The 12,890-nt window shown below is 59.6% G+C and carries 12 protein-coding genes; 7 read left to right on the top strand and 5 right to left on the bottom strand.

Annotated elements, in window-relative coordinates:
• Nucleotides 1-95 precede the first annotated feature (95 nt).
• Nucleotides 96-1,025 (top strand): AEC family transporter, encoded by a 930-nt coding sequence (locus ACI5GA_RS03315; RefSeq protein ID WP_421421701.1) that lies wholly within the window; start codon nt 96-98, stop codon nt 1,023-1,025.
• 18 nt (nt 1,026-1,043) lie between these two features.
• Here the strand turns inward: ACI5GA_RS03315 and ACI5GA_RS03320 are convergent, their stop codons facing one another.
• Nucleotides 1,044-1,802, bottom strand: a complete 759-nt coding sequence (locus ACI5GA_RS03320; protein WP_421421703.1) for an SDR family NAD(P)-dependent oxidoreductase — start codon at nt 1,800-1,802, stop codon at nt 1,044-1,046.
• Between the two features lie 123 nt (nt 1,803-1,925).
• On the opposite strand from ACI5GA_RS03320, the gene ACI5GA_RS03325 reads away from it, so the two are divergent.
• The gene (locus tag ACI5GA_RS03325) at nt 1,926-2,831 is read left to right on the top strand and encodes a LysR family transcriptional regulator (protein ID WP_404632533.1); all 906 of its coding nucleotides are present in this window, start codon (nt 1,926-1,928) and stop codon (nt 2,829-2,831) included.
• A 175-nt stretch (nt 2,832-3,006) separates the two neighbouring features.
• Here the strand turns inward: ACI5GA_RS03325 and ACI5GA_RS03330 are convergent, their stop codons facing one another.
• Entirely contained in the window at nt 3,007-4,575 is a 1,569-nt protein-coding gene (locus ACI5GA_RS03330) for a GMC family oxidoreductase (protein WP_421421704.1), read from the bottom strand.
• Between the two features lie 11 nt (nt 4,576-4,586).
• Complete coding sequence (locus ACI5GA_RS03335; RefSeq protein ID WP_404632537.1) at nt 4,587-5,147, bottom strand: tat (twin-arginine translocation) pathway signal sequence; 561 nt, start codon at nt 5,145-5,147, stop codon at nt 4,587-4,589.
• 315 nt (nt 5,148-5,462) lie between these two features.
• Between ACI5GA_RS03335 and gloA the strand changes: the two genes are divergently transcribed.
• Nucleotides 5,463-5,990, top strand: coding sequence for a lactoylglutathione lyase (gene gloA, locus ACI5GA_RS03340; RefSeq protein WP_421421706.1), 528 nt, complete (start codon nt 5,463-5,465; stop codon nt 5,988-5,990).
• A gap of 2 nt (nt 5,991-5,992) precedes the next feature.
• Here the strand turns inward: gloA and ACI5GA_RS03345 are convergent, their stop codons facing one another.
• The gene (locus ACI5GA_RS03345) at nt 5,993-7,243 is read right to left on the bottom strand and encodes a serine hydrolase domain-containing protein (protein ID WP_404632542.1); all 1,251 of its coding nucleotides are present in this window, start codon (nt 7,241-7,243) and stop codon (nt 5,993-5,995) included.
• A 246-nt stretch (nt 7,244-7,489) separates the two neighbouring features.
• Complete coding sequence (locus tag ACI5GA_RS03350; protein WP_404632544.1) at nt 7,490-8,509, bottom strand: branched-chain amino acid aminotransferase; 1,020 nt, start codon at nt 8,507-8,509, stop codon at nt 7,490-7,492.
• A gap of 250 nt (nt 8,510-8,759) precedes the next feature.
• On the opposite strand from ACI5GA_RS03350, the gene ACI5GA_RS03355 reads away from it, so the two are divergent.
• From ACI5GA_RS03355 to ACI5GA_RS03370, 4 genes are all read left to right on the top strand, one after another.
• Nucleotides 8,760-9,530 (top strand): MBL fold metallo-hydrolase, encoded by a 771-nt coding sequence (locus tag ACI5GA_RS03355; RefSeq protein ID WP_421421708.1) that lies wholly within the window; start codon nt 8,760-8,762, stop codon nt 9,528-9,530.
• A 29-nt stretch (nt 9,531-9,559) separates the two neighbouring features.
• Nucleotides 9,560-9,961 carry a VOC family protein gene (locus tag ACI5GA_RS03360; protein ID WP_421421709.1) on the top strand — a complete coding sequence of 134 codons (402 nt, stop codon included), beginning with the start codon at nt 9,560-9,562 and terminating at the stop codon, nt 9,959-9,961.
• A gap of 209 nt (nt 9,962-10,170) precedes the next feature.
• Complete coding sequence (locus ACI5GA_RS03365) at nt 10,171-10,995, top strand: HDOD domain-containing protein (RefSeq protein ID WP_404632550.1); 825 nt, start codon at nt 10,171-10,173, stop codon at nt 10,993-10,995.
• 224 nt (nt 10,996-11,219) lie between these two features.
• Nucleotides 11,220-12,077, top strand: coding sequence for an NAD-dependent protein deacetylase (locus ACI5GA_RS03370; RefSeq protein WP_421421711.1), 858 nt, complete (start codon nt 11,220-11,222; stop codon nt 12,075-12,077).
• The last annotated feature ends 813 nt before the right edge of the window (nt 12,078-12,890 follow it).

Consider the following 12,890-nt stretch of genomic DNA (forward strand, 5'->3'; position numbering starts at 1 on the left):
AATCTTTGCCGCTTGTTTCAACGCGCGCCTTTCGAAGCCGTTCGTCAACGCCCCTTCTTAAGCGTCCCCTCCGAGAAAGCCCGAGCCGAGATTCAATGTCTTCCGTTTTGAACGTGCTGTTGCCCATCTTTGCCCTGATTCTGGTCGGTTATCTGTGTCGTCGCACCAACCGCCTTGGCCCGACCGCCGCGTCGGAGATCAACCGGATGGTGGTCTGGCTATGCCTGCCCGCGCTGCTGTTCACCGCCACGGCAACGGCCACTTGGGAGCAGATCTGGCACCCCGGTTTTGTCGCGGTCTTTACGCTGTCGACAATGGCAATGTTCGTCGTCACCCTCCTGCTGCGGCGCAAGAAAGCCGGCCATTTTGCCGACGCCAGCATCGACGCCTTGAGCGCGTCCTACGCCAACACCGGTTACATCGGCATCCCGCTGTGCGTAATGGTGCTCGGGCAAAGCGGGCTTGAACCGGCGTTGATCGCATCGTTATTGGTGGTCTGCGTGCTGTTCGGTATCGCGCTGATCTGCATCGAGATTGGTTTGCAGAGTGAAGCCCATGTACACCGCATCGTGCTCAAGGTGCTGACCGCGCTGGCGAAAAATCCACTGGTCGTTTCGCCCATCCTCGGTGCCTGCTGGGCCTCAACGGGGATTCCGTTGCCCGGTGCACTGGACAAGTTTCTCAGCCTGCTCGGCGCGGCCACGACGCCCTGCGCACTGATTTCCCTCGGTCTGTTTCTGGCCCATAAACAAGAAGGCCCGCGCCATGGCACGAGCCTTCTTGTGCTGATCAAACTGATCGCCCATCCGTTGCTGACCTGGTTTCTGGCGTTCAAGGTCTTCCACCTGCCGCCGCTGTGGGCCAACAGCGCCCTGCTGCTCAGCGCCCTGCCCACTGGGACCGGCCCGTTCATGCTGGCCGAATACTACAAGCGCGAGGCGTCGGTGGTGTCCAGCACGATCCTGATTTCGACCATTGGTTCGCTGGTCACCCTGTCGCTGTGCATCTATTACATCAACGGATAAGCACCCTCACAGTCTGGATCAGACGAACATGCCGCCCGACGCTTCGATGCGCTGGGCGGTGATCCAGCGACCACCGTCGCCCAGCAACATCGCAATCGCCGCGCCGATGTCATCGGGCACGCCTGCACGCCCCATCGCCGTATTCGCCGCCACCCACGCGTTGACCTCAGTATTGTCACGCACCGTCCCGCCGCCGAAATCGGTCTCGATAGCGCCAGGAGCCAGGGCGTTGACGGTGATACCGCGAGGCCCCAGTTCGCGGGCCAGGTAACGGGTCCACACCTCGATCGCCCCTTTCATCGACGCATACGCCGCGTAGCCGATGGGCGAAAAGCGCGCCAAACCCGACGACACGTTGACGATGCGTCCGCCATCCGCGATCAGGGGCAAGAGCTTCTGGGTCAGGAAAAACGGCCCTTTGAAGTGGACCTTCATCAGTTGATCGAACTGCGACTCGGTGGTGTCCGCACAACTGGCGTACATCCCGACGCCAGCGTTGTTCACCAGAAAATCAAACCGCTCGGCCTTGAAATACGCGTTCAGCACAGCCGCAACCTGAGTGGCGAACGTGTCGAAACGGCTGCTGTCACCGACGTCCAGTTGCAGCATTTTTGCCTTGCCACCCAGCGCCTCGATTTCGGAGACGACCTTGTGCGCCTCGTCTTCCCGGCTGTGGTACGTGCCGATGATGTCCACGCCCTGACGTGCCAGATGCAGTGCAGCGTTCTTGCCCAGCCCGCGGCTGGCGCCAGTAATAATTGCGATCTTGTTGCTCATGTATCACCTCGAATGGGTTGTTTGCAGTTCGTGAGGCGCACTGTATTGTTCGCAACTGCCCTAGATAAACCGGTGCAATTCGACAGCACTGATCGCACAGGCCGAACAATCAGGCGTAAGAGCATGAACACACTCGACTTGCTGAAGACCTTTGTCCGGGTCGCCGAACTGTCCAGTTTCACATTGGCCAGCGCTGCGCTGGGCCTGCCGCGCTCCAGTGTGTCCGAGCAGATTCGCGCCCTTGAGCAACTGCTCGATACGCGTCTGCTGCAACGCACCACGCGCAAGGTCCAGACCACCCCGGACGGTCAGGCACTCTACGAACGCAGCAAGGATTTGCTGGCGCAAATGGATGAACTGGAGAGTCTGTTCCGTCAGGACAGCGCGGCGCTCTCTGGCCGCCTGCGGGTCGACATGCCCACCGCCGTGGCGCGTCGGCTGGTCATGCCACGGCTCGGTGAGTTCCTGGACCGCCATCCATTGATTGAAGTGGAGATCAGCAGCACAGACCGCCGCGTCGATCTGATTCGGGAGGGCTTCGATTGCGTGATGCGCGTCGGCGAATTGCCCGACACTTCACTGGTGGCCCGTAGCGTCGGGCATTTTCGGATGATCAATTGCGTGAGTGCCGAGTACGCGCAACGCTATGGCGTGCCGCAGACACTGGACGACCTCCAGCAACACCGGCTAATCAACTACGTGTCTGCATTCGGCGCCAGCCAGGCCAGGTTCGAATACCATCGCGAGGGTAAAGACCATTACGTCACCATGCCCTGCAGCGTCACGGTCAATTACATCGAAGCCTACGAAGCCGCCTGCCTCGGCGGGCTAGGCATCGTGCAGGTGCCCTGTCTGTCCCATGATTACCAGCTTCGGCGCGGCGAACTGGTGGAAATCCTGCCTGACTTCCAACCCGCGCCGATGCCCGTCTCACTGCTCTACGCCCACCGCCGCCATGTGCCGCAACGCTGCCGGGTGTTCATGGACTGGATGGAAGCGTTGTTGCTGGAATACGGCGTTTTGCCCTGAAATCCCGGGACAGGGTGGGAGATGACTGTCGCTTCGGTGCAGCGTTGTGGCGCAGCAAACACGTAACCCTGTGGACGCGAATTCATTCGAGAAAGCGGAGTGCCAGGCGACATTAATGTCGCGGGTACCCACGCCTTCGCGAATGACTTCCCACAGGGGCTCATCTCACCAGCGTTCAAATCGCCCGGGTCTGCAAGGCATCGGCAATGAACTCCGCTTGCCGAATCGCCAGGGTCACGATGGTCAGCGTCGGGTTCTCCCCAGCGCTGGTGGTGAACTGGCTGCCATCGGAGATGAACAGGTTGGGAATCTCATGGCTTTGGCCGTGCTTGTTGCACACGCCATCCTGAGGCTTCTCACTCATCCTGCAGGTGCCCAGGTTGTGCGTCGAGGGGTATGGCGGCACCCGGAACGTGTTCACCGCCCCCACCGACGAATACAACGCCTCCCCTTGTTTGAATGCATGCTCGCGCATGGCCACGTCATTGGGGTGATCGTCGTAATGCACGTTGGGCACCGGCAATCCGAACTTGTCCTTGACGCTGTCGTTGAGGGTGATGCGGTTGTTCTCCTGCGGCATGTCTTCGCCGACGATCCACATCCCGGCCAGCTTGCTGTATTGCTCCATCACGTCGGTGAAATCCCGCCCCCAGGCGCCCGGATTGAAGAACGCCGCAAGGAACGATGGCCCCAGGGAAATGGTTTCCATCTCGTAACCACCCACGAATCCGCGGTCCGGTTTGTGATGGATTTCGTCACTGATGATTCCGGCCATGATGGTGCCGCGATAAAAATGCACATCCTCCTTGAACGACGCGTAAACGCTGCCCGTGGTGTGGCGCATGTAATGCTTGCCCACCATGCCCGAGCCATTGGCCAGCCCATGAGGGAATTGGCTGCTGGCCGAATTGAGCAACAAGCGCGGCGTTTCGATCGAATTGCCCGCCACGGCCACGACCCGCGCTTTTTGCCGCTGCTCCTTGCCCAGACCGTCGAAATACACCACGGCGTTGACCCGGCCCTTATCGTCGTGCTCGATCTTCGCCGCATGGCATTGGGTGCGCAGCTCCAGTTTGCCCGTGGCCTCGGCGGCGGGGATTTCCGTGTACAAGGTCGACCACTTTGCACCCATCTTGCAGCCCTGGAAGCAGAAGCCCAGTTGCTGGCAACCGGCGCGACCTGCACGGGGTTTGCTGTTGATCGCCATGTGGCCGGTGGAGCACTCGGTGTAGCCCATTTTCTGCGCACCGTTGTACAGCACCTTGAAGTTATTGTTGCCCGGCAGGCCATCGATGTCATTCGTCCGGGTTACGCCCATCTTGTCTTCGGCGCGGGCGTAATACGGCTCCATTTCGGCGAGAGTGATCGGCCAGTTCAACAGATTCGCGCCCTGCACTTGCCCATAAGTGTCCAGTGCGCGGAATTCATGCTCCTGAAAGCGCAGGCTGGCACCCGCCCAGTGGGTGGTGGTGCCGCCGACGGTCTTGCAGATCCAGGCGGGCAGGTTCGGGAAATCCCTGGCCACCCGCCACGAGCCTGACGTGGTGCGCATGTCGCCCCAGGACAGTTGCGAGAACGAAGGCCATTCATCGTTGATGAACGTGCCCGGCGATTGCCGCGCTCCGGCTTCCAGCAGCACCACGGGTATGCCTTTCTGGCACAGCTCGTTGGCCAGCGTTCCGCCGCCTGCGCCCGAGCCGATGATCACCACCACTGAATCGTCGTCCAACGTGTAAGTCGTCATGATTGCGCTCCTCAGGCAGGCACAGCGGGACTGGCATCGACCGGCGGGTTCGGCAACCACTTGAGGTCGTTGAAACCGCGATGGATATAGCCGCCATGGGGGAAGGAGGCGCCTTCATAACCGAAGTGTTTGTAGGCCAGTTCGTTGCTGTACAGGCTGTTGACGGAGACCCCGCGTACCAGCGCGAAAAATGGCTCGCCCTGTATTTGTTTGAGCAAGCCCACTTGCTGGTCTTCGGGCAGCTTGCTCCAGTCGCCCCCGGCGCGCTGATCCAGATCGGCCAGGCCCTTTTTCAAGAGGTCGGCGATGCCGGGGTCTTGGGAGGCTTTTTCATCGAGGGCTTTGACGGAGAACGCATAGACAGCGTCTTCCATGGTGTCGTGGGGGAAGATGCGCCGGATGACCAGCAGCAAGCGGCTGCCGGTGGCGCTGTCGAGGGTGTTCATTTCCAACGCCCAGGTTCGGCTAGGCGCAAGCAGTGCAATGGGTCCGGAACCAAACAGCAGTGTTCCCAACAACAGCCCGCCGCTTCCCTGCAGAAAGCGGCGACGATCGAGCGTCAGGTCTTTCATGGCTTTTGTCCTTGTTATTTTTTTTGTCGGTGCATCAAGCTGTTTTGATAGTAGTCGGGCGAAAATCGGGTAGGTAATAGCGACCTACTACGTGGTTATAAGCCCGAAAATTTCATGATCGGGCACGGGATTAATGGATTGCACCACCCCCTCTGTAGCAGTCCGGCTTGCCGGAGGTAGCGATTTGATGGGCGCTACCGCGGCAAGCCGGACTGCTACAGAGGCGGTGGAGTTCTGGTTCGTAGTAATCCGGTATTACCCGCTGCGCCCATGGGCTTTCTAGACTGGCGTCTCTTTCAATACGAGCGCCCTGCCATGTCTTTCGTCAGCGAAACCCAACCCGGTGTGTGCCTCACGCCCGATGCCGTCACTCAGGAGTACGTGTTCAACCACACGATGTTGCGGGTGAAGGACCCCGAGCGCTCGCTGGATTTCTACACACGGGTATTGGGCATGCGGCTGCTGCGCAAGGTGGACTTTCCCGAGGCGAAGTTTTCGTTGTTGTTTCTGGCGATGACCCAGGGCGAACCCGTGCCAGACGACACATCAAGCCGCATGAGTTACACCTTCAGCCGCGAATCGGTGCTGGAACTGACCCACAACTGGGGCACGGAAAGCGATGACTCTCAGTACCACAACGGCAACAAGGATCCGCGTGGCTTCGGTCATATCTGCTTTTCCGTGCCGGACATCGAAGCGGCGTGCGCACGCTTCGAGTCGTTAGGCGTGCCCTTCGTCAAACGTCTGGATAAAGGCATGAAACACGTGGCCTTCATCAGCGACCCAGACGAATACTGGGTGGAAATCGTGCAGGCTGACCTGCTCGGCGACCTGGGGCAGTAAGCTTATTTCACCGCCTCGACCACCGCATCGAAGAACGCCAACGGCGCGATGAGGTTTCTGCGCAACGGTTTGGGCTGGTCACCAAAGGTCACGATCACCACCTGCTGCGCAGGGTTGATGTAGATGTTCTGGCCCTGCATGCCGATGGCCGAGTACGCACCGTCCCGAATCGATGCCTCGGTCTGAGCGGGCCACCACATGTAGCCATAATTCAGCGGTTTGCCGCCCTTGAGGGTCGTGGGCGATGTCGCTTCCTTGACCCACCCGTCCGGCAGGATCGACTGCCCGTTGATCTTGCCGCCATTCATGAAAAACAGCCCGAAGCGCCCAAAATCCCGCAGCGTGGCGCTGATGCCGCTGCCACCGATTTCCATGCCACCAGGCGAATCCAGCCACCATTTGGCGTCGTGTTCCATGCCAAACGGCTGCCAGATTTTTTGCGTCAGGTAATTGGCCAACGGCATTTTGATCGCGCTGTGCACCACCTCGGCCAACACCTGACTTTCACCCGTGTTGTAGTTATTGGCCGCGCCCGGCTCGGCGATGCGAGTCAGACTGGCCATCAACGCCATGACCGAGCCGGGCGTCTGCGACATCTGCGCCCTGAGCAGCGCTCGGCGGTCCGAATCCGGATTGGTGAACGCTTCGGTCCACTTCACGCCTGAGGACATCATCAACACGTTGCGAATCGTCACGCCGTCGTACGCGCTGCCTTTGAGTCGCGGCACATAATCGACCACTTGTGAATCCAGGCTGTTGATCGAGCCGTCGTGCAGCGCGGCAGCGGCGAGCGTGGAGGTGATGGATTTGGCCATCGACATCGACATCCAGCGGGTCTTTTCGGTGTTGCCGCGCTGATAGGTTTCGTAGGCGATCTTGCCGTTCTTGAGCACCAGCATCGCGGTGACGCTGTCCAGCGCGACATAGTCGAACAGATCGTACTTTTTGCCCTGCCAGGTGAAGGCCACGTTTTCCAACTGCCTGGGCGCCATCGGCAACGGATAAGGGTGATTTCCTGCCGTAATGGTGCGCGTCGGGAACAGTCGGTCGATGTTGCGGTAGGTGCTGACCGCCAGATCCGGCAACATCGTGCCTTCGTACAACTGTTCCACGGTGCCGATGGGTTCGTGGGCATGAGGGTATTCGTAATCATCGGCCCAGGCGTCGAAGGCGGCACCGAGGGTCAATACACTCAAGGAAAAGGTCAGCGGCTGCATGCGTTGCAGGGGGCGGGATACTGCTCGTGCGAACATAAAACATCCTTGCTTTGGCCTGTTTGTCGGGCAGGTGCCCGCTGAAGGCGTGAATGGTGGGAGCCGGCTTGCTGGCGAAGGCTGTGGGTCAGTCGGCTCAACTGTGTCTGATATACAGCAATCGCCAGCAAGCGGAGTGCCACCCGGCCGCCTCCCACAAGAACGGTGTCTGACCGAGGGAATGTGATACTCCAAAACAAAACCACCGCCTGTTGGCGGTGGTTTTTTATCGCTTGCCGTTCAGGCTCAGACCTTGACGACCCAGCCCGCCGGGCCTTCGATCTCGCCAAACTGGATGCCGGTCAGCTCTTTGTACAGGCGTTGAGTCACCGGGCCGACTTCAGTTTCGCTATGGAACACGTGCAGCTTGTCTTTGTAGCTGATACCGCCAATCGGCGTGATCACGGCGGCGGTGCCACAGGCGCCCGCTTCCTTGAACTGGTCGATCTTGTCGATAAACACCTCGCCCTCGGTGACTTTCAGGCCCAGACGGGTCTCGGCCAGCTCGATCAGCGACAGGCGTGTGATGCCCGGCAGCACGGAAGGCGACTTCGGCGTGATGAACTGGTCATCGTGGGTGATGCCGAAGAAGTTGGCCGAACCGACTTCCTCGATCTTGGAGTGGGTCAACGGGTCAAGGTAGATGGCGTCGGCGAAGCCGTTTTTCTTCGCTTCGCTGCCCGGCATCATGCTCGCCGCGTAGTTGCCACCGACCTTGGCAGCGCCGGTGCCTTGCGGCGCAGCGCGGTCGTAGCTGGAGATCACGAAATTGTGTGGCTTCATGCCGCCTTTGAAGTACGGGCCGACCGGGATGCAGAACACCGAGAAGATGAATTCCGGTGCCGTGCGAACGCCGATGTTGTCACCGACGCCAATCACGAACGGACGCAGGTACAGCGCGCCACCGGTGCCGTAAGGCGGGATGAAACGCTCGTTGGCGCGCACCACTTCCTTGCACGCTTCGATGAACTGTTCAGTCGACACGTGCGGCATCAGCAAACGCGAGCAACTGCGCTGCATGCGCGCGGCGTTCTGGTCAGGGCGGAACAGGTTGATCGAACCGTCTTTGGCGCGGTAGGCCTTCAGGCCTTCGAAGCACTGCTGGCCATAGTGCAGCGCGGTGGAGCCTTCGCTGATGTGCAACACGTTGTCGTCGGTCAGGGTGCCTTTGTCCCACTCACCGTCGCGCCAGTGAGCCAGGTAGCGCTTGTCGGTCTTGATGTAGTCGAAACCCAGCTTGTCCCAGTTAATGCTTTCGTTACCCATGACACCCTCTATTTCCTGGCCAGCGCGCCCGTCGAACGCAGGGGCTGGCGTTTCATCAATATGGTCGTGAAGGCTCGGCAGAAGGCGCAGCCCTCACCGATGTTGCGCCATATTACTGATTTTTTGCCTGACAAACTGCCTCCAACGCGCATGCCATGAAAAAGAACGGCGAGCGGGTGAATCCAGCCCTTCAAAAAACTTCGCCAACCTGCGAGTCTTCCAGACTTTCCCGTTGATCGAGGCACCGGAGATGCTCAGGAAAGTCGCAGACCAGTGGTACGCGTTCAACCCGATCGACGACGCCATTACCCTGATCACCGAACCCCACGTCACCCCATGGCTGCGCTGCAACATCTGGCACATTCGCGGGCGCGATCAGGACGTGGTCGTCGATACCGGCATGGGCATTTGCAGTTTGCGGGAAGCGGCGAAACACGTGTTCGGGCAGCGCATCAGCGCCGTCGCCAGCCATGTGCACCTGGATCACGTGGGCTGCCACCACGAATTCGACGAATGCCTGGTGCACAGCTCAGAGGCTGAGGGCCTGCGCACATCGGACGGCTATTTCACCTTGGTAGAGCCGGATTTCGACCCCAACGACTTCAGCCTGGCCACGCTGGGCGGGGAAAAGCTCGGCCCGATCATCAGCGCCCTGCCCTCACCCGACTACGACCTTGAGAGCTGGAAAATCCAGGCTGCCCACGTCACTCGGACGCTGGAAGAAGGTGACATCATCGACCTGGGCAACCGACATTTCGAAGTGCTGCACCTGCCCGGCCATTCGCCGGGCAGCATCGGCCTGTGGGAAGCCTCGACCCAGACGCTGTTTTCTGGCGATGCCATCTATGACGGTGAGTTGTTGGACAACCTCGCCCACTCCTCCATCGACGACTACATCCGCACCATGCAGCGCCTGCGCGAATTGCCAGTGCGCGTGGTGCATGGCGGCCATTGCAACAGCTTCGGCCGCGAGCGTTTGATCGAGCTGGTGGACGCGTATTTGAAGAAGTTCGACGAATAACCCTGAAAACAACCGATCAAGGAAGAGCCATGACTGAATCTGCCCCCTCGTTGCCCAAACACGGCGCCGTGCTCTTTGCCAAAGACCTGCCTCGGGTGGCCGCGTTTTACCGCGAACTGCTGGGAATGACCCAGACCGTTACGGAAAACCGCCTGATTGTGCTGGAGTCCGAGGTATATCAACTGGTGATTCACGGCATTCCGAAAGCAGTGTGCGACCGAATCAATATCACCGCCCCACCCGAACGCCGTGAAAACACGGCCCTCAAGCTGGTGTTCCCGGTGAAAAGCCTCGCCGAAACCCGCGCGGCGGCACCTGCGCTGGGCGGACACGTGGATGCGCCGTCTGGCCAGTTTTCAACCCGGGGATTTACGGCGTGTGATGGGTTTGATCCAGAGGGCACCGTGGTGCAGTTTCGCGAACGGGCATGAGTTTGCCGCACATCATTTTGGGAGCCGCATTGGTGGCGAAAGCGGTTGATCAGGCGACATAGAATCTCCCACACGTTGGCGGTTATCCAGCACCCTGTGTGTCATCATCCTGCTATCTGTGGATCCTGTATCAAAACCTTATCACCCGACGTGCAGATTCGCCAATCTTGCCTATGGTGTTGTAAGTCATACGAAACAGGAGCAAGGCCATGGGCATCGAGCAACTCTTCGCGGATTTGGGCAGTCTTCCGAGCATTCCCAAAGTGGCTCAGGACCTGATTCAACAGTTCGACAACCCGTCGTCGAACCTGGAAAACATCGCCCGCAACATTGAGAAGGATCCGGTGATTTCGGCAAAAATTCTGCGTCTGGCCAACTCGGCGCGGTTTCGGGGGGCGCGGGAGTCGTCGAGTATCGAGGACGCCGCCATGCGGCTGGGCTTCAACACCCTGCGTACACTGGTGCTGGCGTCGGCGGTAACCGGCGCGTTCAAGGCCAGCGCCAGCTTCGACCTCAAAGGCTTTTGGCTGAAAAGCTTTCAAGTGGCCGGGATTGCCCGTCTGCTGGCCAAACAGTCCAAATCCGACGCTGAAATTGCCTTCACCTGTGGCGTCATGCATGACATTGGCGAGCTGCTGATCCAGACCGGCGCGCCACAGGTGGCCGAGCGCATCAACAGCGTGACCAAAACCGGCACCACCAGCCGCGCGGCGCTGGAAACGTTGCAACTGGGCTTCGGCTACCCGGAAGTCGGGGCGGAACTGGCGCGGCGCTGGCAATTGCCACCCGTGATTCAACACGCCATTGCCTATCAGGCGCGTCCGATGCAGGCGCCCGGCGATGCGACCCATGCGCGGATCGTCGCGCAGGCCATCCTGGTTTCCGATGCCCTGGAAAACAACGGCGGCGCCACACCACAGGCGCAGCAAGCCGTCGATGGGCCGCTGTTCGAAGGCGTTGACCTAGACGCGCTGTTCGCTGCATTGCCTGCGGTGCTGGAGGCCGACAAGGCGTTTGCCGAGTTGTTGAGCTAAGCGGTGCACCCCGTTCCTGCGCCTGACCGCTTGCCCGGTGGGAGCGATTCATTTGCGATAGCGGTGAGTCAGCCTGAAGCGATGCTGGCTGTCCGGATGCAATCGCGAATGAATTCGCTCCCACGAGGGTCTGCAGCTGTCCTTGAAAGATGAACCCGCTTTAACCAGCGCTGACACTCCTCGTTTAATATCAGCCCACCCGCCGTATTCACGAGGCCCCGCCCATGCTCGACACGCCCACCCCCTCCAGCGTCGAATCCCTCTTGCACTGGATGAGTGACCGCTCCTTCGCCGTGCTGACCGGCGCGGGCATCAGCACCTCATCGGGCATCCCCGATTACCGCGACAGCGAAGGTGTGCGGCGCGGGCGCCAGCCCATGATGTTCCAGGAGTTCCTCAACGCGCCCGAAGCCCGTCGTCGGTATTGGGCGCGCGCCATGCTCGGCTGGCCTCGGGTGCGTGCCGCGCAGCCCAATGCCGCCCATGAGGCACTGGCGACCCTGGAGCGACATCGCGTGATCAGCGGTGTCATCACCCAGAATGTCGATACGCTGCACGATCAGGCCGCAAGCCACGACGTCATCGAATTGCACGGCAGCCTGCACTGGGTGCTGTGCCTGGATTGCCGCCAGCGCACCACGCGAGACGTAATACAGTTGACGCTCGTGGAACAGAATCCCTATATGGCTAAGGTCGCCGCGGTACAGGCCCCGGACGGCGACACCTTGCTGGACCCTGCCTTTGAAGAACACTTTCAAGTCCCCCATTGCCCCTACTGCGGCGGCCAGCGGATGAAGCCGGACGTGGTGTTCTTCGGCGAGAACGTTGCCCCAGCCACCGCCGCCAAAGCCATGGCCCGGGTTCAGCACGCCGATGGGCTGCTGGTCGTCGGCTCATCGCTGATGGCCTATTCGGCGTTTCGCCTGTGCCGCGCGGTGATCGATCAAGGCAAACCCTTGATCGCCATCAATCAGGGCAAGACCCGCGCCGATGAACTGCTGAATTGGAAAGTCGGCGATCCGTGCGAAGTGTTACTGCCGGAACTGGTGCAGCGAATCGTCGGACCGTCCACTGCCCGATAGCCTCATGGCATCGCCTGCCTGCCCCCACTTTCCGCACGACTCATCCCCCTCGAACACCGTCAAACCCCCGGCGCATCAAAAATGTTACAAAAAGGCAGCTTTTTGGCACATTTTTTTCAAGTGGAACGCCCGTACCACGAATAGCGGCCCAAACAGGCCGCAAAATCGTGGGTTAAGGCTGCCCACCGGTGCGCAACACGCACCACGGTGCAGGAGATGGACATCACCCTGTCCAATAACAGTGCAGGACGCTCACCAAAAGTTTCGCGTCCGTTCGATAAGGAATTCGATTCGTGTCTGACCTGTTCTCGCCATTTGCTGTACGCCTCCGCTGCTCATCACTGCCAGGATCGGCACGGGACGCCTTGATCCTGCTTCAGCGCACCGTTTTGCCCTTCGCCGAAGGCATCCGCCAGCCTTAACGCTATACCCTCCGATTTTTTCTCATATACCGCCCGCCACGGCTTCGGCTTTCGCGGGACGTGATTCGTCTTTTTTATTGGCGTCACTGATATTCGTCCGTATTGGCCTCATTGAGAAACAAGAATAAGACGACCTTTTAAAACTTATACGTTCGGGACATTCCCGTACACCTTGCGACAACAAAATATTAAATAGCCATCAATATCCGATGGACGCTGTCGCTCGCCCTTAAAAACAATATTCACAACCCTGTGACCCATAAGTCACATAACAAGGACTTTCTACGCATGCACTCTTAATTCTTTGACGCACCATTTCGAGTCTCAATTAACACGTTTGGTGCATTGATCATCGGCCTGCCAGGACCGGACTCTTTCGAATTCACTTCGT

Source organism: Pseudomonas sp. Pseu.R1, assembly GCF_045764065.1.
GTDB lineage: Bacteria > Pseudomonadota > Gammaproteobacteria > Pseudomonadales > Pseudomonadaceae > Aquipseudomonas.